Annotated in this window: 18 protein-coding genes; 5 read left to right on the forward strand and 13 right to left on the reverse strand. The window is 54.0% G+C overall.

Features of this window, described 5'->3' with window-relative positions:
• Positions 1 to 370: 370 nt before the first annotated feature.
• Positions 371 to 1,390 carry a LacI family DNA-binding transcriptional regulator gene (locus HDF14_RS19210; RefSeq protein ID WP_183979888.1) on the reverse strand — a complete coding sequence of 340 codons (1,020 nt, stop codon included), beginning with the start codon at positions 1,388 to 1,390 and terminating at the stop codon, positions 371 to 373.
• A 640-nt stretch (positions 1,391 to 2,030) separates the two neighbouring features.
• Here HDF14_RS19210 and HDF14_RS19215 point away from each other — a divergent pair.
• Positions 2,031 to 4,196 (forward strand): alpha-galactosidase, encoded by a 2,166-nt coding sequence (locus tag HDF14_RS19215; RefSeq protein ID WP_183979891.1) that lies wholly within the window; start codon positions 2,031 to 2,033, stop codon positions 4,194 to 4,196.
• A 61-nt stretch (positions 4,197 to 4,257) separates the two neighbouring features.
• Here HDF14_RS19215 and HDF14_RS19220 read toward each other — a convergent pair whose 3' ends face one another.
• The 3 genes from HDF14_RS19220 to HDF14_RS26820 all read right to left on the reverse strand — a co-directional run bounded on the left by HDF14_RS19220 (position 4,258) and on the right by HDF14_RS26820 (position 6,842).
• Positions 4,258 to 5,628 carry a sugar porter family MFS transporter gene (locus HDF14_RS19220; protein ID WP_313899635.1) on the reverse strand — a complete coding sequence of 457 codons (1,371 nt, stop codon included), beginning with the start codon at positions 5,626 to 5,628 and terminating at the stop codon, positions 4,258 to 4,260.
• 693 nt (positions 5,629 to 6,321) lie between these two features.
• Complete coding sequence (locus tag HDF14_RS19225; protein ID WP_183979894.1) at positions 6,322 to 6,516, reverse strand: hypothetical protein; 195 nt, start codon at positions 6,514 to 6,516, stop codon at positions 6,322 to 6,324.
• Between the two features lie 197 nt (positions 6,517 to 6,713).
• Positions 6,714 to 6,842, reverse strand: a complete 129-nt coding sequence (locus HDF14_RS26820; protein ID WP_260698407.1) for a hypothetical protein — start codon at positions 6,840 to 6,842, stop codon at positions 6,714 to 6,716.
• A gap of 1,577 nt (positions 6,843 to 8,419) precedes the next feature.
• Between HDF14_RS26820 and HDF14_RS19230 the strand changes: the two genes are divergently transcribed.
• Positions 8,420 to 9,376 (forward strand): GGDEF domain-containing protein, encoded by a 957-nt coding sequence (locus tag HDF14_RS19230; protein ID WP_183979896.1) that lies wholly within the window; start codon positions 8,420 to 8,422, stop codon positions 9,374 to 9,376.
• Positions 9,377 to 9,953: 577 nt separating this feature from the next.
• Here HDF14_RS19230 and HDF14_RS19235 read toward each other — a convergent pair.
• Both HDF14_RS19235 and HDF14_RS19240 read right to left on the reverse strand, forming a co-directional pair.
• A complete protein-coding gene (locus tag HDF14_RS19235; protein WP_183979897.1) occupies positions 9,954 to 10,142 on the reverse strand; it encodes a hypothetical protein in 189 nt (62 codons plus the stop codon).
• 24 nt (positions 10,143 to 10,166) lie between these two features.
• The gene (locus tag HDF14_RS19240) at positions 10,167 to 10,535 is read right to left on the reverse strand and encodes a hypothetical protein (RefSeq protein ID WP_183979899.1); all 369 of its coding nucleotides are present in this window, start codon (positions 10,533 to 10,535) and stop codon (positions 10,167 to 10,169) included.
• Between the two features lie 720 nt (positions 10,536 to 11,255).
• Here HDF14_RS19240 and HDF14_RS19245 point away from each other — a divergent pair.
• Positions 11,256 to 11,975: an HNH endonuclease gene (locus HDF14_RS19245; RefSeq protein WP_183979901.1), complete on the forward strand. Its 720-nt coding sequence runs from the start codon at positions 11,256 to 11,258 to the stop codon at positions 11,973 to 11,975.
• 49 nt (positions 11,976 to 12,024) lie between these two features.
• Positions 12,025 to 12,273, forward strand: coding sequence for a hypothetical protein (locus HDF14_RS26130; RefSeq protein WP_221304781.1), 249 nt, complete (start codon positions 12,025 to 12,027; stop codon positions 12,271 to 12,273).
• Between the two features lie 340 nt (positions 12,274 to 12,613).
• Here the strand turns inward: HDF14_RS26130 and HDF14_RS26135 are convergent, their stop codons facing one another.
• The 7 genes from HDF14_RS26135 to HDF14_RS19280 form a co-directional block, all read right to left on the reverse strand.
• Positions 12,614 to 12,934: a DUF262 domain-containing protein gene (locus tag HDF14_RS26135; protein ID WP_221304782.1), complete on the reverse strand. Its 321-nt coding sequence runs from the start codon at positions 12,932 to 12,934 to the stop codon at positions 12,614 to 12,616.
• An 816-nt stretch (positions 12,935 to 13,750) separates the two neighbouring features.
• The gene (locus HDF14_RS19255; RefSeq protein ID WP_183979903.1) at positions 13,751 to 13,918 is read right to left on the reverse strand and encodes a hypothetical protein; all 168 of its coding nucleotides are present in this window, start codon (positions 13,916 to 13,918) and stop codon (positions 13,751 to 13,753) included.
• A 226-nt stretch (positions 13,919 to 14,144) separates the two neighbouring features.
• Complete coding sequence (locus tag HDF14_RS19260) at positions 14,145 to 15,005, reverse strand: SDR family NAD(P)-dependent oxidoreductase (RefSeq protein ID WP_183979905.1); 861 nt, start codon at positions 15,003 to 15,005, stop codon at positions 14,145 to 14,147.
• A gap of 77 nt (positions 15,006 to 15,082) precedes the next feature.
• Positions 15,083 to 15,655 (reverse strand): TetR/AcrR family transcriptional regulator, encoded by a 573-nt coding sequence (locus tag HDF14_RS19265; protein ID WP_183979906.1) that lies wholly within the window; start codon positions 15,653 to 15,655, stop codon positions 15,083 to 15,085.
• A gap of 323 nt (positions 15,656 to 15,978) precedes the next feature.
• Complete coding sequence (locus HDF14_RS19270) at positions 15,979 to 16,305, reverse strand: VCBS repeat-containing protein (RefSeq protein ID WP_183979908.1); 327 nt, start codon at positions 16,303 to 16,305, stop codon at positions 15,979 to 15,981.
• Between the two features lie 263 nt (positions 16,306 to 16,568).
• A complete protein-coding gene (locus HDF14_RS19275; RefSeq protein ID WP_183979910.1) occupies positions 16,569 to 19,025 on the reverse strand; it encodes an ABC transporter permease in 2,457 nt (818 codons plus the stop codon).
• Positions 19,026 to 19,139: 114 nt separating this feature from the next.
• Positions 19,140 to 19,490, reverse strand: coding sequence for a hypothetical protein (locus tag HDF14_RS19280; protein ID WP_183980182.1), 351 nt, complete (start codon positions 19,488 to 19,490; stop codon positions 19,140 to 19,142).
• Positions 19,491 to 19,640: 150 nt separating this feature from the next.
• On the opposite strand from HDF14_RS19280, the gene HDF14_RS19285 reads away from it, so the two are divergent.
• Positions 19,641 to 22,154 carry an excinuclease ABC subunit UvrA gene (locus HDF14_RS19285; protein WP_183979912.1) on the forward strand — a complete coding sequence of 838 codons (2,514 nt, stop codon included), beginning with the start codon at positions 19,641 to 19,643 and terminating at the stop codon, positions 22,152 to 22,154.
• The last annotated feature ends 103 nt before the right edge of the window (positions 22,155 to 22,257 follow it).

A 22,257-nucleotide genomic window follows, 5' to 3' on the forward strand; every position in this document is an offset into this window, starting at 1 on the left:
AGTAATCTCCTTATCAATTTCTAATCAGGCTTCCGCGAGATAGATTTCCTACATGCGAGGAAATCATTGCAATCGTTTGCAAGAGTCTTGGACCCGAACTTTATACTGATCTCAAGGAGAGGCTGTCAAGAAGTAATTTTTTGTTGAACAAAAACTATTTTTGTGAAGTAACTACTACGCGTTCTAGACGCAATCAGTGCACCATTCACCTCATGCAGGACTGCATTGCGCAGTCTACAATCCTAAGAAATGAAACAGCTGGAAGTTCATTTATCTGTGGTTTGCATCAGCCTAAACATTGTCAGGTGGAATCATAAGGTGCCCGAAGAGCCTTGTCTCAATCTGAAAGGGCTAGAACCACCCCATACATTCATCGACTGGAGCGTTGGTTTTTCTTCACTTTGGCCGGGCCTGTCGAATCACGTATCACAAGACTTGTTTTTACGGTGTATTGCTGCCCTATACTTGACGGCCGCGATCCGAAATAATCCAATGCGTCGAAAAACGCCCGGGCCATTCGGGGACGAGAGAGACGTAAGGTGGTCAGGGCAGGCGTCGTCATTTCGGCGAAGGCAATGTCGTCCAGGCCTATGATCGAGATATCTTCACCTACCTTGTACCCCATTTTTTGTGCCGCATGCAGCGCGCCAATTGCAGTCATATCGTTGGCAGTGAAGATTGCTGTCGGTGGATCGTTCAGCACTAGTAACTCTTGTATGGCTGCTGCGCCTCCGCTTATCCTGAAGTCCCCTGCTTTGATATATTCCGACCGCACTGCGAAGCCTTGCTTCTTCAAGGCGTGAATGAATTCGCCACGGCGATGCTTTGAAATTGCTTCCCCCGGCAAGCCACCTATATAGCCAATTTTCTTATGGCCAAGATTGTCGAGATAAGCCATTCCTTGAATCATGCCTGGAAGGTTGTCGACAGCAATGTCGCTTAAACCAGGTCCCAAAAGCCTACGGTCCAACGTCGCCATGGGGATGGAGTTCGCTGTTAGATCGTCCATAGACCTGCGATCGGGATTGGAAGTGAGGATCGCAACCCCATCTACCTTCCAGGTCAACAGCCGTCTTACAGAATCACCCATTCCGTTTTTATGGAAATCTATATTCGTCAACATGATCTCGCGACTTCGTTCGGCCGCGATAGACTCGAACTCTTTCACGATCTCGGGAAAAAATGGATTCGTGATGTCAGTAATCACTAGACCGTAGATATTGGTAATTCCTGATTTCAGGCCCCTCGCCAATCCGTCGGGAATGTAACGCGAGTCGTTGAGTACGGCTCGTACGCGCTGTGCGGTCTCCTCATTTACGAGTGGTGAACCGTGGAAGACCCTCGATACTGTTGACGTCGATACTCCCGCGAGCCTTGCTATATCCGTCATTCGCATTAGTGAATCACCCGCTATCAGTTTCACGCAAGAATTTTACCGATGACACAAAGAATAGACGTTCTGCATATGCGTACCATCGAATGGTGTGAATACCCGTTAAGTAACACAAAGCTGGGCATTGTGTGTCCCACGTTTTTCGTTAGTCAGGCCTGACGATAAGCTTCTGTAAGAGCGGAGCGTCTGTCGATTCATACCAAATTGCCGAAGAAATTCGACTATCCTGCACCAGACTATCAGTCAACGCTCGCCTGGCTGTTTCTATTAAGTACATTTGGCAATCTGCCGGACCGCCTTACTCTTGACAAATATCGAGTAGGGTCATATCGTTCTGCAAACGATTGCATAAATTTTACAACGATTTGGGTGAAGAAGGATGACGCCGTTCTTAGAACCGAACTTTCGATCGCTGAAGCAAACAACGTTCGATCTTCTGCCGAACGAATGGGACATATGTTGCCGCTTTAGCTCAATATATGGCACGTCAGACTTGGGCTCCGCCCCTGAAAACACGGTTACGATGAACTGTTCTATCCCTGGGCTTTCACCAACAAGTTGCCTGAAGAGGAGGAAGGGCAGTCTGCCGTTCGCACTTGTCGCCATTCTCGTTCTGGTATGGTGCGGCAAAAACTCAATGAGAGCTCAAGCGGTCACCCCGGTTCAGTTTAATCCACAAAGCCGTACCTTCCGTATAGACGCTTCGGATATGACCTATGCGTTCGCGATCAATGAGCGTAACGAGCTCCAGACTATCTACTGGGGACGGCGAATCGCTTCCGGCGATCCTCTTTCAGTGTCTAAGGCTCCGGTGCGCGGCGCCTCTTTTGATACGCCCGCTTCGACGACGCAACAGGAGTACTCCGGTTGGGGGGGCGGCATGTACGTCGAACCGGCCCTGAAAATCACATTTCCCGATGGTAATCGCAATCTCGTCCTTCATTATCTCTCCCACGTCCTCAGTAATGGCGGACTAACCGTGACCCTCAAGGACATCTCACAAGATGTCTTCGTGGAATTGAACTACACGGTGGACACTGCCACAGGCATACTTGGTCGCTCTGCCGTCATCATCAACCGTACAAAACTGCCGTTGACGATAGAACAGGCCGCTTCCGCAAGCTGGAACCTTCCGCGAGGTATGGATTACACCTTGCGTTATCTCTCCGGACGCTGGGCGGCGGAGGACACGATGAATGAAGAGAACGTTCGACCAGGAAAGACAGTGCTCGAAAGTCGGAGAGGTTCCACTGGCCATCAAAATAATCCTTGGTTTGCGATCGAACGCGGCAGTTCAGACGACGAGGAGGCTGGTCAGGTATGGTTCGGTGCTTTATCGTGGAGCGGTTCCTGGAGCATCAGCGTTGAACAGGACCAGCTTCGCCAGGTACGTGTTACCGGAGGCTTTAGCACCTTCGATTTCGCGTACCGGCTCGATCCCGGAGAACGGCTTCGTACACCGATCTTCTACGCTGGCTACTCCTCGAACGGGATTGGAGGAGCCTCACGCCTTCTGCACCGTTTCGAGTTCACGAAGATTCTGCCCCACGCCCCCGAACCTCACCTTCGTCCTATTGTTTATGATTCTTGGGAAGCGACTGGATTTAAAGTAGATGAGTCTGGCCAGGAAGAGCTTGCCGCAAAAGCTGCAAGTATCGGTGTGGAACGCTTCGTCATGGACGACGGCTGGTTCGGACAACGCAAAGACGACCACGCTGCTCTTGGCGACTGGTACGTCAACCCAGAGAAGTTTCCGAACGGGTTGAAACCATTGATCGACAAGGTTCATTCGCTCGGGATGGATTTCGGCCTTTGGGTAGAGCCTGAGATGGTGAACCCTGATAGCGATCTCTACCGAAAGCACCCTGAGTGGGCGCTCAATTTTCCGGGAATGCCTCGTAGCGAAGCTCGGAATCAGCTCGTTCTCAATCTAGCCCGCAAAGACGTTCGCGATTATTTGTTTCACTTCCTCGATGACCTACTCAGCAAGAACGACATTGCCTTCCTCAAGTGGGATTACAACCGGAATTGGTCGGAGCCGGGCTGGGATGCGGTTGCCTCGGACAAACAGAAGGAGGTATACGTCAAGTATGTCGAGAACCTTTATGGCATTCTCGAGCAATTGCGCTCCAAATATCCGCATGTGGAGATTGAATCCTGCTCTGGCGGCGGCGGCAGGGTCGACTTAGGTATACTTGGCTACACCGACGAGGTCTGGCCTTCCGACAACACTGACCCATTTGACCGGCTCACCATTCAGGACGGTTTCAGCTATGCCTACGCCCCGGGCGTCATGATGGCATGGGTCACCGACTCCCCGAATTGGGTTAACAACCGGAGCACCTCGATCGAATACCGCTTCCTGTCTTCCATGCAAGGTTCGCTGGGCGTGGGAGCCAATTTAGCGGAGTGGACCCCGGCTGACTTCGCAAAAGCAAAAGAGATGATAGAGACCTATAAGCATATCCGCGAAACCGTGCAACGTGGTTCCCTCTATCGGCTTATCTCCCCGCAGCATGACAGCCAATATTCTGTGACAGAGTCCGTCTCGCTCGACAAAAAACAAGCTATTCTCTTCACCTTCTTGCATTCGAGTCAGAAAAATTACCCCTTTCCCCGGGTCTTTTTCCGAGGTCTGGATCCCGATAAGCAGTACCATCTGCGACCGATCGGCAATGCCACGAAGGAAGATGCTCCCGAAGTTGCGAGCGGAAGATACTGGATGAATCGCGGAATTGATGTCACACTCCGTGGCGACTTCCAGGCGGCTGCTTTTCTCCTGGAGAGTGAGGCACCTCAATAGATCAATAACAGACGCCGTGTTTCAGGCATCGGTCTTGCTCAGGGTTACCCTCTCTCACCGCTCACTCAGCATCCCGTTTGGAGTTGCTGGTCAGCCCAAGGCCCGCACCCTTCGTCTCCGGATACCACAGCAGTACAACGGCGATCTGGAGGATCATCATCGTCGCGAAGAAATAGAAGCTTCGTCCCGATGAGCCATTCTGGACAATGGGAAACACTCCTATCAGAACGGCAGTCGCAACCCAAAGTACCGATGTGCCATAACCCTGACCTGCGCCTCGGACCGCGAAAGGGAATAATTCGCTAAGGTACACCCAAATAACCGTGCCTTGGGAGAACGCAAAAAAGGTGTTATATCCGATCAGTAAGAGCAGATACCATACCGACGCAAAGTGATGTGGAATCGAAAGCCCCAGCGCGAAGAGGCACACAGACATCCCAGCAGCCCCCCAAACCAGAAGTGGTTTTCGCCCTACCTTGTCTACGTACAGCATGCCCAGCAGAGTGGTCCCTATATTAAGGCACGAAATCACAACCGTGCAGGTGTGGCTAGATAGATGATCGACCCCGGCGCTAGACAGAACATCCAGCAGATAGAATAGCAAGACATTCGCGCCTGAAAGTTGATTAAACAGCGCCACGCTCGTCGCCAGAAGAATGGGCCGTGCATACTTGGGTGAGAAGAGACGCTCTGCCAGAGTAGCTGGACTCTGGGGAGCATCATGTTTGCCGTCGTCTGGGTGCCAGTCTGCATAAGAAAGCCCAAGCAACTCGGCGTTGGCGCCTGCTCTCTGCCATTCGCCTTTCGCGGCAAGCCAGCGCGGTTCTTCAGGCATAAATCTCAGAAGAAAAAGCAAAGAGCAAGAGAAGACAGCGCCTCCGCCGAAACACCACCTCCAAAAAAGGTGGGTGGAGAATAAATGAGCAGAAAGTGATCCAACTCCGAATCCAAGCGCCACTCCCGTCGCAACCTGAAATTGGAAGAGGCTTACAAAACGACCGCGAAGAGCATTTGGAGCCAACTCCGCTAGATAGAGAGGACAGCCTACAGTAAAACCGCCAATTGTGATTCCGGTCAGGAATCGCAATCCTAAGACCAGAATCCAACTCGTTAGGAGCGATTGAGCGAGCATGCCACAGGCAAGCGCGTAGAAAAGCGCGCATCCACCAATGACGTTACGCCGCCCGACCCGATCTACTATCCGACCGGCCAGCAGAGCACCGCAAATAGTGCCCCACAGCGACAGAGAAACCGTCAACCCTAAAGAAGCTGAAGAGAGACCGAAGTGCTGTCTCAGGCTCTGATTTGCTGCTGAAAGCGCTCCGAGATCATACCCAAAAATCAATCCTCCAAGCGAGCAGACGCATGCAGCCAGCATCAGGCGAGAGTTCAATTCTCTATGTTCGACAAAAAATGGGGGGCAAAGCCGCATATGTAGGCCGAAATTAATCGTCTTACCGCAACAGAGTTTCGAACGTAAGAACTTTTGCGAGAGCTATAAGAACTTTACACTCTCGGTCGGAAACAATACGTCAAAATGTGCGGCGTTTATTTAGAGGCTTATTTTGCATCTGAAACTGGCAAGCCTGCAAACGAGTGGCTGAAGAACCGTCGCGAAGAATAGCGTCTGCTACATTGAATGCGTGAACTTTAGAGGCTGGTAAAAGGCAGGCGGCACTTCAATGACGGTGGGAAATGGCCATAACATATGATGGCCTGGCAATTTTGTACAGGTACAGCAATGCCAGTGATGCTCATTAACTGATGCAGTTCATCCTAGTGGAGTGCAATCGGGTCACCGATTCCACGAGTGTCTGCGACCTCGTAATCGACCATCCAACCAAACTCGCTTACAAGAGCTGACGTAGGAGAGGGTGCATGTTAGTCCCCTGGGGAGGGCTTAAACTTTACAGTTGGGCATAATACTAGTTTTCTAAGAGAAAAATAATAGTAATCTACTCGACACAACTCCGTTTTTCGAAGAATTTCCCCTCCTGTATAGAACACCTATTATTGGGCTGAAGCAAGAAGTCATAGTCCCATCGGATACTGGCCCCCTCACTTGATTCTCGAATTTCGCTCATGGGGCCGGTGCACGTAACTCTTGCTCAGCGCGAAGCGAATTCTACTCTGCGTATCCATCTTGCCAGCCTCGCTCCGCCCAGAACTTCTGCGCAAGTAGGGCGATCTGCTCGTGTGAAGGATCTGTTATCTTCGACTTTTCTTCCGTCTTTGTTGCTGTTTTCTTCGGCTTAGCCGGCGCTTTACCTTCTTTACTATTCTGCCATTCGAGTCTCCTTTCATGTTCTGTTCGACGCATCGGAATTTCTTTCAGAATAAGAGACGTCCGTCTTCGATGTCAGCACAGCCGGTCTCCCGAACGCTCTGTTTACTCGCTTCCTCCGGCAACGTACAGTGAGCACGATCGGGGAAACTATAAGGATTCGAACCCTCTTCATTTAGGCCACTCGGTGCGAACCGGGGAAGGGCAAGAGTCAGAAGCTCAGCGATATCGAGCTATTCGACGTACGCGTCCCAGGACGGCGTAAGCTTCATCGAGTTAAATCCAAGTGTGGGTTTGGTCCGGCGTTTTAGTTTGCCGTACTCGGCCTCAATCACCGGCTCGCATCGGTTGATTCTATCCATTGAGACATTCTAGCGACCCCAATCGCAAAAAAGACCCCCACGATCTGGGGTGAGGGCCGTGGGTTCAAATTATTCTGCCTCTTATATATTTTCAGACCTGGGAGTCGTCGATCCAGACCTAGCGCAGATACGTCTGGTTGGTTGAAGTAGCGAGATGATTAGCTCTACTTCAACACTAGGCACATTACCGGCCCAAGGACATAGCGCTATCGTTCGTCCATCCCGGAGCTGTCGCCAGCTCGTGGCATAATCCGGGGTGCTCAGGGTTCCGGGTCTGACTAATGGACGGGCTCACTCGCACCAGTGAAATGGACGACCTCGGTGCCGACGGCGCAACAACACCCTACGCTCAACAACGGACCCTTTCATCACCGCGGGTCGGCAAACGCCGATGCCAGACTGATGGGCGGAGCCATGACATTTCTATCGGGTCGCGAACAAGCTGACTATACTTAATGGCGTTATCGGACTTATAATCAAAAACTTACAACATATAGTGAAGCTATCACATATAGCAACTGCAATGGTGACTACTTTTTCTCAAAAAGCCGAGGATATGGTTTCGGATCTGATGTCTTGAGTCAGGTTTGAGAGCGGTAGCATATGTCTTCAGGAGCGTCACTTGCGGATATTGATTAGCGTGGTATTTCAGTTGGATGAGGCAAGGCGATCTTGGCAAAACCGTTGAAGTATCTCCACAAGTACCGCAACGAGGCTTACCATAGCGCGGAAGTGCGCCCGAAAACAATCCTCACTGCTGCTCTAATCTTTTGGAAATTAACTGTCAGATGTTATTGACTCTTACGATTGATTCGCGTGGGAGGGATCGCAGACTGGACACCTCTTGGCTTGAGGAACGGTTTGGTGTCCCTATCCGCTTCCTCATTCATGTGTTTGGCCGGAGCCTTTATGCAAACAGTTCCCAGCTTATAGGGGTCACTACACCAAACGTCAAGAATCGTACGCTCAGCAATTTTGATCACTCGTTTGAGACTGCAAATGGTCGCAGAGGCCTGAACGAGCCATTGCGGAGCTTTCCGGCAGCCTGCCAGGTGTAATCGCCGGTCGGGTTGATTTGCTCCCACCCGATGGGTGAGAGGTGGACCAGGGCTTCATCTTCGATGGAGATTCCATGCTCCCTGCAAAGCCTTAAGGCCTATCGATAGGACCGATACTACGCTTCTTGTGCAAATAAGTAGTCTAGCTTTGAGGAGTATTTCGCATGGCACGCCGTCCAGGCGATCTACGCAAGCTCCGGCCAAACACATGAATGAGGAAGCTTTTATCGACTCAGTTTATTTGTCGGATGAATACATAAGTCTATACTCCTTTGCAGTTGGCCGCGGATGCCGAGAGGTTCCTAGAGGAGATGTTATGGCCGTATTTAGGATTCTGTTAGTGGAGAGTTCATAAGTTCAGAAACTTATGACGTGCTTTGAGACCGATTCACAATTGAGCTATGCCTTGCGTGCTGTGCGGATCATCAACGCCTGTCTTTCGCTGGCAATGGGCGCCACCTTTTATGTATTGGTATTCTCGGTCGCGGCAATCCGATCCGCGCACTGGGAGCAGCGGGGATGCAGGAACGGCGCTTTTTCTACATCATTTCGATCTTCATGTGGATCAACACGGTCTTTCCCGCGATCCACAATCACATTTTGATCAAGCATGATTTTGTGTGGCTGGACCTGTTCATCTCGGCCCCATATTTGTTGCTCGTGATTCTTATCGCACAAATTCGTTCCGCTGATCTTTGTTTTGCAAAGCCTTCCTCACGGGTGGCTCGCTGGGTTCGCAGTGGAAGCCCCATCTTTGTCAGTTTTGGGCTACTTCTTGCGGGGATGCTAGTCTTCCGGACGCAACTCTACGTTGGCGCGACTGCCATTCTGATGGCGATTATCTGTTATGGTGCCTTGAATGTGCTGACACAGACTCGGGGGATCGAAGCGGAGGAGTCTCTAGTAGCCGCCAAAAAACATCTCGAGAGTTTGGTTGGCGTCGATAGCCTGACTGGGATTGCGAATCGTCACACGTTTGACCAGATGATCGACGCTGATTGCCGCGCTGCGAAACGGTCCGCGTTGGCGATTTCGTTACTGATGATCGATGTGGACTTCTTCAAGCAGTTCAACGATACGAATTGGCACCTGGCGGGAGATGAATGCCTCGTTCAAATAGCGCGTGCCCTGCAGGGAACGTTGCCCCGCACCAACGATCTTGTCGCGCGTTATGGAGGCGAAGAGTTTGCTGTTCTGCTTCCCACCACGGGGGAGTCGGGAGCTTCGGCGGTGGCGAGAAAGCTCCACGATGCGGTCGCCAAGCTTCGCCTTCTGCACTCGGCGTCCCCCCTGGGCTTCGTTACAATCAGCATTGGTGTCTCGTCATGCGACAGTTCGATCGCTCCATCTCCGACGCGATTGGCTCACACCGCAGATCTCGCACTCTACAAGGCAAAAAGGCATCGGGGCGAAACCGGACGGAGTTTCTCGCTATCGAAGAAGAAGCGGGTGGCAAAAGAGGGAAGCTATTGCTGAAAAAGTGCTGAAGGTGATCTCAATCTGAGAGAAGGTTTGGGAATAGGAGCGATTTGAAGAGAAAGGACTAAGGCGCGATGTGTTGTCCCTGCTGGCGACGGAGATCCTTGCGCTCGGGCTGTGCCCCTCTTGTTGCTCACTGAAGCGCCAGGACGAACAATCTTACGGGGGACTGGGTGAGACGGTCCTGAACCGGGACGGGCGACGGTGTCGCGCTTGTCCGAACTTAGAACCTCGCAAGCTGGCGGTCCATCATCGGGTGCCAGGCGTCTCTAAGCTCGAGCTGATGATTACACTCTGTGCTTGAGTAATGCTATCGCTGAGCAGACGTATCATACGTATAATCAGTAGCTTAAAATGTCTACATCATGTGATACATGAAAACAAGAGAGCCGTCAAGCAAGAATGAGCATCCTAAGATTTGATGACGGTGTCGCCCTGGGTTAGCCCAGCACCGGCTGGAGGATACTCTCGATTGAGGCGAGTTCGGGTCCGGCGCGGCACCCGATCCTCAATTTGCGACAGAGAAAAAGCCTCCTACGGAGACGTAGGAGGCTGTGTGTGGCTGATGCGAATCTTATTTTCTCATCGCTGCTTTTCGCATCGATTCGCGCTTTGAATAATGGGGGATCTCCATCCCGCCCACCGCCGCCTTGTGAAAATGCTGGTAAATGAGCTGGCCTACCTTCATGAGACCGGTCAGGGCGAGGGCTGAAGGTACCGCCCAGGCAAAGGAGGTTAGCGCATTGTGTACTGAAGCTCCCATGATTGCCTCCTCCTCTTTAGATTCTTAGACGGCCTTGAGGGTCCAAATGATTGCCACGAGGCCTAAAAGCAATTCTATAGCAGCCGTCCACCATGCGACGGGTGGCGCGTCTTCCGCCGACAGTTTACCACGGTGCAGCGCCCTAACATAACGGATAAACACCAGAATGACAGCTATCACTGCATTCCCGACCCCGGCATCGAACGCAGTCTCGGCTGACCGTCCCTTCATGTAGAAAGCACCCAGAGCGCCAACACTGATCAGTACCAGATCCAAGGCGACGCCGTTCGCCTCATCGAAGCTGGGCTCCTTGCGATCCCCAATAATCTTCAACGCCGTCACACACAAACCGAGAAGGATCGGGACGACGAAATTGTGAAAGAGTTCCATCATGAGTCGTGATCCTACCAGTCTCTCTGCGGCTTGACTATCAGCGTTTCCCCGCACCGGCTAGAAGACTATCGATCGGGCAAGGCACTTATTCTTCCAAGGCGCTCTAACACTACTTCAACCAATCAAGTTCCGGGTTATCGTGCAATTTTTCTTCTTCGGTGAGAGCAATCAATTCTTCAAAAACGATCAGATCCAACCGCTACCATCTGGTGACGTCGTTCAATGTCTGAGCAATCTGGTGAATATGGCGCATAGTCTCCTACACAGCTTTGCAACAACTTCGGGTACGACGAAGTCGGGACACTGATGAGAGTTCCACATCATGGCGCGTGGAGAACCATGCATCGGGGAATAACAGGGATTTTAGTGAATGAAGGTCCTCGTCGCTGATCGAGCATGGAACGAGATCAGGAGTTCCGCCGCCTCACTTGTCTTGCAATCAAGCCCGGTCTTATAGGAGAGATAAAGCAACAGGCTTGACGTGAGCGCGCCGACGCGCAGGATATCTGTCGTTATCAGCATTCTCGCCGATCCGCATAGTTACGAGATCGATCGCTGAGATGATCGGTATGTTCATGTATGAAGTTCTCCTGTAGACACGACCAGTCGGAAGGAAACGCAATTCTGGCTCATCCTGATCAGCTCTGTTTCAACACAGACGGAGGCCACAAAGGTCGCAGCTGACAATGGTTATCGACTGTTCCGTGGAATCGACATGGGTTGGCCCCGCTTCGGCTCAACAACAGCTCCATGCGACGTCTTTATTTCGTGCCGTTGCCGGCCACTGGCTACTCTATTGAGCACGCTGGGGTAGCTCGCGAATTGCCTGAAAGCAAGTTACCAGGTCCGGGAGCGAAAACGATCGCTATTCGAACTCTTTACGAATTACATCGGGCACTCGATCGAACCTATCGCCTGATCGTTAGTCTGCCGACCGTTCCACTTGTTGCGTTTGAGCACGGAACCGCCGATCTTCCGCGAACGACCGAGGCCGAGCGGCTAGTCGTGATGCGAGTGGGACAGGAGATATTTCGCAAGGCACTCATGGACTACTGGAGTGGGACTTGTCCGTTAACTGGCATAACAGATCCAGCACTGCTGCGCGCATCGCATATTGTGCCATGGGCAGAATGCGAAACGGATTCGCTACGACTCGACGTCTATAACGGCTATCTATTGTCGTCACTATGGGACGCTGCTTTTGACGCAGGCTTGATCACGTTTAGCGGTGAAGGAAAACCCATTGCCGCGCCTGCCTTGGGTGCGAGCGCATTTCGCGCTCTCCGCCTCGACGAGTCTCCGGTGGTAAAGGGAATAACGAATGTTCACGAACTAATGCTCCTACGGCATAACACGCTGCCGACTAAGAACTGCCAATTCGCTTGTGACGCTTGGGAAAGGCTGCTCCATCTCAATCCAGTGACGATATTCCACGTATAGATGCTTAAGTGGAATGTCGCGCCCCTGGCGACTAGCGAGGAAGTGCTGCATGAACAGATCGCTTCTGGGACGAACGAGACGCCCTTGTTTACCTCCTCGCGCCAAAACTCTTCATCAAACCCTGACCAAAATTTCTGGTACACGCCTCGACATCGACGCCCTTTTCACGGCCTGCACGGAAAAACACGTTATTACGGAGCAGATCGGCGGGCAGGAGTGGTTCGCCACGGGCATTGAGGGTTTCGAAAATCACCTAAGGATCATCGTCCTTTTGGAGGTCTATAACTACGATCATTAGGCCATTCTTCAGGGTCTGAAAGCACTCACCAACGCGCGTTGGGAGAGGATGTTCGCTCGCTACTGGAACGTCGCCCTCTTCACCGAGGAAGAATACACGTATGCGATCGATGAAGTAGAGGTAAGCGGCCACCATGCGAGGTCGGGGATCATAGTTGCGTGTATATGGTTTCTTGGTGAGCGGATGCCGCTTAATTACTTCCTCTCTGGAGCCCGAAAGCAACACATCAGAGAACTGTACTCGGTCGAGCTGGGTCAGCCACACCTTGAACTGATCCACCTTCGGATCAGACATCATTCCTGTGTTGAAGAGAAACTTGTCACATTCGCCCGCGATCGCATCACAAGCTTGCCCCTTGCAGAAATCCCGGTAAGCCGCCAAGAAGATTTGAAGGGTCGTTAGCCATTGCTGGCCATCTGACCTGCCTGATTACCACATGCCCTGTTGGTGTCTGCTTCTGATCCAACACCATCGCACCTAGAAAGTTGTTTGATGCTTCTCTGCGCCCCTCAAGGGCCTCAGTAAATTTACGCTCGATGTCTTCCCAGAGCGGCAACCATTGCTGCTCTTCGCTCCAGACGTACTGTCGCTGGAAAAGAGGGACTTCAAGACGCTGCTTTGCAGTGAAAATGTCGAGCAGGGAGGACTTATGGACGTCCATTAGTTCCTTTGACCCATTGAGGGCGAGATTTGAGCCTCTGTCGTGTAATTCAATTATGCCGGTTGGCGCCCAATCTGAGGGAATCAGTGAGTTGCGAGGTCCCTGGTTAGACATGTATCGATGAGGTATAGTCCAACCCCACGTCCCACGGCCCGGGGAAATGATGTCGTAGTAGAGTCACTTTCCGAGATAACGGACAGACAAGGACGAAGGTCAAAGAGTCTGTTCGGACATCTCGGCCCGCTCGAACGCGGTCCGATCGCTGTAGATCGAGAGATGTACTAGGCTGAGCCGGCATGCTCGGATCTAGAGCGGACGTATACGCCTTCGACTGACCCCACCATTCGGAAGCGTCAGCGTTTCTGGCAATTTCCACTCACCATCCACCACGGCTACATCACTCTCATCAAAACCTTGCTGGTTCGCATAGGGGGCGCGGACCCCGAGGCTGGCTGGCCTGCTTGAGGCGCAGCAGCAGGTACGAAAACCAAGCCGACTATCTGGTTTTGTGCATTGACCGTCATCTTGAGATTGACCGCGGCACGCTCGAACTCGCAGGTGACTATCGCCACTCGCGAGTCAGGTGAAGCAGTTGACGGTCTCGCTGTGATGCATCACAGCGAACAAACTCTAGATGCTGCCGGATACGTTCCAAATGTTCAAATCGAGTCTTTTCGTTTCGGGGGATAGCTCTCTAGTGAGAGGGGCAGTAGACCCAATAGAGACCCAATCATTCGACGACGGAGCTGGGAACGTCGCCTGTGTTGGGCAGGAAATAGCCTTGCCAACGAAGCGCTCAAAGTTGAACTACAACTCCTAACCTGTTGGTGGGACCGCGTCCCTGAGCGACCTGCTCAGGTCCGATTTTGTCAGGGTGAAGTACTTGCGGAGAGTATCGTCGTCGATCTCATCGCGCATACGCTCTGGCTCTTCCAGCCGGTCACAGAGACCGGCATCTTCAACGGAGGTCGCTGCCGGATTCAAGGCTTTCCTCCGACCCTGGCGCGCAAATAGTTTTCTCCAAGCGCCCGAATGCTGGTTTCCGCGTCAATCTGGTCGTCGCGAGTTGCAGGTGTCCGAGGAACTTCTGGACTTGATCGATAGGCACTTCTCCGGAATCCAGTAGGATCGTCGCGATCGAATGACATGTACAGATAAAACGATAGAATGCTGGCGTGCCACGATCTCCGCAGCCACGCCTGCACCAATTTCAGAACTTCAAATCGGGCAACCCTTTTACATTCTCCGCGTCGGTTGAGACGCTGATGTTGTGCCACGCCTTGGCGTCGGATGCCCGCTTTTCCTCGGCAAAGCGGGCATACTGAACGGCATCGCTGCCCAGTAAGAGGTGTGCAGGGAGCTGCTCCTTGTAGGCTAGTTGCAGAATGACCTGTGCGACCTTCGCTGGAGCGCTCATCTCATGCCCCCAGTGCGCCTGCAACATCTTGATAAACGTGCCTACAGAAGCCTCATAGTCGGGTAAAAGCTCTGGTGTGCCAGCGGTTGCCCGCTTCCCCCAGTTGGTCCGGATACCACCTGGCTCGACTGCGCACACTTGAACGCCGAAGGGGGCCAGCTCCGGTGCAAGTGATTCGGTGAAGCCACCTACAGCCCATTTTGCCGCGTGATAGGCTGCGTTTCCAGGAACCCCCAACCTGCCACCGACGGAAGAGATTTGAAGGATGCAACCGCTCTTCTGCTTCCGCATGACCGGGATCGCCGCTCGTGTCATATAGACGACGCCGAAGAAGTTCGTGGCGACCAAAGCGCGAAAGCTCTCTGAGCTTAGCTGTTCAAAAGGGGCAACATCTCCGTACCCCGCATTATTGACGACAACATCCAGCCGTCCGAAGACCTCAACAGCCTTTTCGACCGCGGCTTTTGCCGCCGCCTCATCTGCCACATCGAGGGGCTCTATATGCACCTGCTCGCCATATCGCTCCACCAGATCGTTCAACCGGTGTGGATCGCGGGCCGTCGCCAGGATGCGATCACCGGAAGCAAGAACTGCCTCCGCGATATCGCGACCCAAACCACTTGCGCTACCTGTTACCAACCATACTTTGGACATCAAAACCTCCGTTCTGATGATTGGATGCGGTATAGCGGAGTGACTACTCATTAATTTGGTGGAAATTTCATATCAGGCTATTTTTTGGCGGCCGCACTCCAAAAGGCCTCGAAACCTGCGCTTCGGTAGTGCTCCGCTTTGGCTGGGTTGGCCACCATAGACGCCATGGTCGTCTCAGCCATCGCGAGCAGGAGCTCTGACGCAAAGACTGAGGGCAGACCGCTTAATTTGCCCTGCGCGACAAACTGCTGCATTGCTTCGGTAGCGTCTTCGAAGCCCGCCTGCCCCTCCTGTCTGCTTTGGTCGGTGATGCGCTCAGAAACGGTGAGCTGCGTCATCGCCCTACGCTTCGCCGGCGACTCCATACCCCAGGTGACGTAGGCGTTCCAGATATGTTGGACTCGCTTCCGGAGTGAGCCGGTCAATGGAAAGCCCGCGATCATTGCGCTTCGCATGTCTAGTTTAAGCTCGAGGTAGAGCTCGTTGAGCAGCTTGTCTTTGTCCGGGAAGTACCGGAACAGCGATCCCTCCGCCACGGCCGCAGCCTTCGCGATGCTGGCAGTGGACGAGCCAATGCCATCTTTGGCAATCGTCTTGGTGGCTGCACGGAGGATGGCAGCACGCTTATCTCCGGTCTTCGGTCGCGGCATGGCTACCCCATAGTGTATGCAGTTCCTGGCAAGCATAGGAACGTGCTGGAGGTTGATCGGCTATCCGGCCTATCCGGGAAGAAGCAAGGCATCGATCCTGGTTTCCCAGTGCATCAGGTCAGATCAAAACCCTTAATGGAGGTTTTAGGTTGGATGTAGCTATTTCCCTGTTTACCTACGACAGAAATACTTCAAAGCCGGCCTTTTCAAGGAGGTCCGCGGGGAGGGCGTGCGTGTTGCCCTGAACGCCGCTGCTGATCTGCGATGTTGGCCACTGGGAAAATCTCCCTGGACTGGTCCCGGGATAGAGAGCGATGTAGCCGTCATAATATGCGATCGCGTCGACGATGCCTTCGCCTTGGCGTCGGCAAAATTAATGCTCTGGGGATAACAAGGGTCGAGATCGCTGCTACTGCGGGCTGGAAGGTGCCTTCTCCGTTGCCGTATGCGAGATAGACACTCGACTGCGAAACCCTCACTCCGAACGCCGTCGGCCTCTGGTAGGTACTGAACAGAACATCCAGATTGCCGTCCCCATCAACATCCTGAATCGAGAAACCCCCTGGTAATGTGTCGAAGCCCTCGGCGATCGCTCCGGAGGAAGGCGGTGCATTCGGCGCGGCGAGCGTTCCATCATTGTTGCCATGCATTACGGTTACGAAGTCCGTTTTCTACGCCACCGTCTCCAGTCCCAGTAACGGTCGCGATCAATTGCTCTGAGCGGTCAACGGTATACGCGACAGGTACTGAAGCCATAGTCGCTGTCTCCTTTTGCCACCGACCAAAGACAACCCACCCAACAGCGCTTTATTTGCCATCAAGTGCGTCACCAACAAGCCGCCGCTCCGCCAGACTGCTGTCCATTTCAACCAACAGGCTGTCCGTGAACGAACAGTCTCTTCGCCACAAGCCTCTAATCGTGCCGCAGCGCCGCCATCGGATTCAGCCTCATTGCCCGCACCGCCGGCAGCAACCCCGCAGCCATTCCCGTCAGCAACAACGCCATGGCAGCACCTATCACCGTCACCGGATCAGCAAACGACGTAGCGAACAACATATGCGCCACCACCCGCGACGCCGCAAGCGCGCACGGCAGTCCAACGCCAACACCGATCAGCGTAATCGCCACGCTCTCCCGCAGAATAAGTCGCAGAATGCCGCCGCGCTGCGAACCCATCGCCATCCGAACCCCAATCTCCCGTGTCCGCAGATTCACCGCATACGACATCAGTCCAAACAGTCCAAACCCCGCCACCACCAGCGCCACCGAGGCGAAGAACGTAGACAGCGTCGCGGTCATCTGCTCATACACTAGCGTGCGTTCGCTGCTTGCCTCCAGCGTTCTGCTGCTCGAAGAATACTCCTCCCCAAACGACTGCAGCACCGCATCCACGTCTCGCGTTAACTCCGCACTGTCGCTCCCCCGAACCAGAAGCGTCGTCGCGTATCCGTTGCCCTGCGGTGTTGGAGCAAAGATCATCGGCGCATCCGCATCGCGCACATCGGCAATCCTCGCACTCTGTGACACACCGACGATTTCCAGATCTTGAAAATCAGGCTGCACCCCGAACCGAATCCGCTTGCCGATCGCACTCTCCGATCGAAATAGCTGCTTAGCCAGAAGGCTGTCGACAATCACCACTCGCGGATGATGCGCATCGTCGGTCCACGCAAAGTCGCGCCCCGAGACAAAAGGAATCGCAAGTGTCCTGAAGAACCCAGGCGAGACCTCCACCAGTGTCGCCGCAGCTGCGTCCGCTGCATTCGTGCTCGTTGTAGGAGAGGCAGTCTCCTTCCACCCAGTATCTCCCGCCGGTATCGCCACGCTAGAAAACGCCGCCGACCGCACCCCCGCCATATTCCCCACCTCCTCCAGCACCTGTCTCCGATAGCTGATCGCATCCGTCGTATCGCCGACCCGCGGCACCGAAGCCAGCTCCACCTGCGTCACCCCAACCCGCGTAAACCCAGGATCGAACGATCTCAACCCCTCCAGCGAACGCAGAAATAACCCGGCCATCTGCACAAGCACTAGCGAGATTGCAATCTGCGACACAATCAGCGCCTTCCCCAGAACTCCTGTCCCGCGCCCCAGCGTCCTCTGACCCTGTCGCATCGCCCTCGCAGGGTCCTGCCGCGAGAGCTGCAACGCCGGAATCAGTCCAATGATCAGCCCCGCAAGCAGAGCCACAACAACCGCAAAGCAGAGCACACGCCAGTCCGGCATCACGTTCAACAGCACCGGCACACTCTCATTGCGAGTCAACAGCACCACCAGCAGTCGGCTGCCCAAAACCGAAAGCGCCAGCGCCAGGACTGCACCCACCCCGGAAAGAAACATCGTCTCCGCCACGAACTGGTGCACCGCCTGCCACGAACTCGCACCCAGTGCCATCCGAGTGCTGATCTCATGTCTGCGATAGCTCGCGCGCGCCAGCGTCAGGCTCGCCAGGTTCACGCACACCACCAGCAGAATCAGCGCAACAATGCCAAGCAAAAGATACAACGGCTTCCTCACCTTCGTGCGCAGATTGCTGTCCACTCCCCTCGTCGCCTGGTCCACCTCCAGCCCCATCGCGAGAAACGACTGCCGCCTCTCCCCTTTGATATCCGCCGAAACCGTACTCTCCAGTAGATGCGGCCACAACGACTCTAGCTGAGACCGCGCACGCTCAACTGTCTCCCCGTCCTTCAGTCTCCCCGTCACGTTCAGCCACAGCAGAGTGCGGTTCCCGCCATCGAACTGTTGCGAAGTACCCGCCGGTGTCGTGATCCCAGGGGCCTCTTCTCCAATCCTCACCCCCGTAAACCATCTCCGCGTCACCCCGATGATCGTGAACAGCTTCCCTTCAACCCGAATAGTCCTGCCCACAACCGCCGGATCGCCCGCGAACTGTTTCTTCCACATCTCGTAGCTGATCACCGCCACCTGGGACGCCTGGCTTCCTTGCACATCGCCTGGCCCGATCAGCCGCCCCAGCAGCGGCTGCGCCTCCAGCACCCCGTAGTAATCTCCCGCCACCGCACGCGCCGGGACGAGCGACATCTTTCCGTCGATCTCAATATTTCTCCTTCCCCCTCCGCTCCAGCCGCAGATGCCGGAGAAGACGCGCTGATCCCGCTCCAGCTCCGCATACATCGGGCCAGTGATCGGAACACGCGCATGGTTCCGGTAGATCCCATTCATCGCAACTAGCTGCTCCGGATGCGGAAGCGGTAACGCGCGCAGTACCAGCGCGTTTAGCAGCGAAAACACCGAAGTCGCCGCGCCGATCCCCACCGCAAGGGAGATCACAAAGATCGAAGCAAATACAGGGCTTCGAACAAACGATCGCATGCCATACTGAAAACTCTGCCGCAAGGAACCCATTCAAACCTCGGTCGCGATCTCTAGCAAAATTGTAACCTCGAATGCGGCTATCCATCCGATGCGCATCTGGCCGTCGCCAAAGTTTCAACCGGTCACTTCTCACAAGCCGACTTTCTATGAGAAGGGTGCCTTGGTAACGTAGATTTCGTTGTCGGTTTCGCTGTTTCTTTGGTTGTAGATTGATTGATTTGCACCATGTTGTTCTCCGACCAACTTTCTATTCGCACTATGGGTAAAGGGAACATCATCACCCCACCGAGGAAAGTTAACGAAGACGCGATTCGCTCGTGAAACCGTGACCCCAGTCGGCATGGGGCCGTTGAAGGTGGCGAATATCTCGAGACGGCCGATCGCTGTGTCGTGCGGAAGCGCTTGCGTCTGGGAGTGAGCCGCGATCGTAAAGGCGACAAACGGGAAACCAAGGGACAAAGTTAGCAGTGTTTTGTGGAGACGGGGACGGGCCATGTCGAGATTTGATGCGGAGAGTCAGTCAAAGGGGAGTCCGCTGCACCATTGAACTTGACCAGAGACGCATCCAACCAGAAAAGGTCAAGTCAGCGTGTTCACCTGGCTGTTCCTCGGAGGTACAAGGTCGTGGAGGAGAGCAAAACAAATATGTGCAGTCAGCCGAACGATGGCATGGTTCGGGTGCGGGGTGCGCGCGAGCATAACCTCAAGAATATCGACGTCGACATTCCCCGAGACGCGCTTGTGGTGTTCACTGGTGTCTCCGGGTCTGGGAAGTCTTCGCTTGCATTTGGAACACTGTACGCCGAGGCTCAGCGACGTTATCTCGAGTCTGTATCTCCATACGCGCGGCGTCTTTTTCATCAACTGACAGTTCCCGAGGTCGACTCTATCGACGGTCTGCCGCCAGCTGTGGCGTTGCAGCAGCAACGAGGATCGCCCACTACTCGCTCGTCAGTAGGAAGCGTTACAACGCTTTCCAATCTTCTGCGTATGCTCTATTCCCGCGCGGGCGATTATCCCAAAGGACAACCTCTGCTTTATGCTGAATCGTTTTCTCAAAACACCGCGGAGGGAGCGTGTTCTAAGTGTCATGGCCTCGGGCGCATCTACGAGGTGACTGAGAAATCGATGGTGCCCGACGACTCATTGACGATACGTGAGCGCGCCGTAGCCGCGTGGCCGACGGCGTGGCAAGGGCAAAATCTGAGGGATATTCTCGTGACGCTGGGTTACAACGTGGATAAACCCTGGCGCGACCTGTCGAAGAAGGATAGAAATTGGATTTTATTCACAGATGAGCAACCGACTGTTCCGGTGTATGCGGGTTTTACGCCCGCTGAAACGCGACAGGCGTTACGCCATAAATTGGAACCCAGCTACCAGGGAACGTTCACCGGCGCGAAGAAGTACGTGTTGCAGACCTTTGCGAACACGAATAGTCCCATGATGAAAAGGCGAGTGTCTCAGTTCATGTTGAGCACCGATTGTCCGGTATGTCAGGGCAAACGTCTTAAGCCGGAGTCGTTATCCGTGAGGTTCGCGGGCTACGATATAGCCGATATTTCCAACCTTCCGCTTAAACGACTGAAGACGCTTTTTGCTCCATATGCGGTGGACGGAAGTGGTCCAAGCAGGAAAGCATTGGGACATCCCGAAAAAATCATAGTGACGCAACTGATAGCGGCGGATCTCGTGGCGAGACTTTCAGTTTTGTTGGATCTTGGCCTTGGGTACCTATCGCTCGAACGGAGCACGCCCACCTTATCCCCTGGCGAAATGCAGCGATTGAGGCTCGGCACTCAGTTGCACTCCAATCTTTTTGGCGTCGTCTATGTACTGGACGAGCCTTCCGCGGGGCTGCATCCCGCGGACACTGAGGCGCTACTAAAGGCTCTGGACTCGCTGAAACAGGCAGGGAACTCGCTATTCGTGGTTGAACATGAGCTGGACGTAATCCGGCGTGCAGACTGGCTGGTGGACGTGGGGCCGAGTGCTGGCGAAAAGGGCGGCCAAGTTCTGTATAGCGGCCCTCCCGTAGGGCTCCGCAGTGTAGAAGCATCACAAACACGACTCCATCTCTTTCGTGGGGGCCGAATGTCCAAGAAGATCCCACGGACTGCGAAAGGCTGGCTCAGGCTCCGCGATGTAACGCGCAACAACTTACGAGGACTTGATGTTTCATTTCCGCTTGGGGTGTTTACCTCGGTTACCGGCGTCTCGGGTTCCGGCAAGTCAAGTCTTGTAAGTCATGCGTTAGTCGAACTAGTTGCGGAAGGGTTGGGACAACCTATCACCGTTGAGGAACCTGTTGCGGACGATCTGGAGCAGACGACCATCGTCACGACCGCAGGCGAGATCGTCAGTGGTATCGAGCATATTGGCCGCCTTGTTGTGGTCGATCAGAAGCCTATCGGACGCACCCCGCGCTCGAATATGGCGACTTATACCGGCCTCTTTGATCATGTGAGAAAACTGTTCGCCGATACCAAGGGTGCCAAAGCTCGGCGCTATGATGTAGGGCGTTTTTCCTTCAACGTTGCAAAGGGCCGATGTGAAACCTGCTTAGGCGAAGGCTCCGTGTGCGTAGAGCTGCTTTTCCTTCCCAGTGTCTACGCTCCCTGCCCGACGTGTCACGGTAGCCGATTCAATACCAAAACCCTGGAAATCAAGTATCGTGGTAAAAGTGTCGCTGATGTTCTAGGAATGACTGTCGATGTGGCTGCGGAGTTCTTCGTGGAAGAACTACAAGTCTTCCGGTCCCTCAATGTTCTCCGGGAAGTCGGCCTTGGCTATCTTCGGTTGGGCCAACCGGCTACGGAACTTTCGGGAGGGGAAGCACAACGCATCAAGCTGGCGACTGAACTCCAACGTGTGCAGCGCGGTAACACCCTCTATATTCTTGACGAGCCGACTACCGGGCTTCACCCTTCTGATGTGGAACGACTCATGAAACAACTGAATGGCTTGGTTGAGGCTGGGAATACGGTTATCGTGATCGAGCATGATATGCACGTAATTGCTGAGAGCGACTGGGTGATCGACATTGGTCCTGGGGCCGGTGACGAAGGTGGGCTTGTCGTTGCAGCCGGTCCGCCCGACGAGGTCGCCCAGGTTTCCAGGAGTAGAACAGCGCCTTATTTGGCGGCTGCGCTTTCTTGATGCGGGTCGCGAGCGTGCTTGCAGTCTGAAGCATAACCTACCGCGTCCTTGGCCTTGCGTGGACAAACTGTCAGCCCAAGGCCAAGAGACAGAAAGTCCGCGA

Origin of the sequence: Tunturiibacter gelidiferens (assembly GCF_014201335.1) — a bacterium.
Taxonomy (GTDB): domain Bacteria; phylum Acidobacteriota; class Terriglobia; order Terriglobales; family Acidobacteriaceae; genus Edaphobacter; species Edaphobacter lichenicola_E.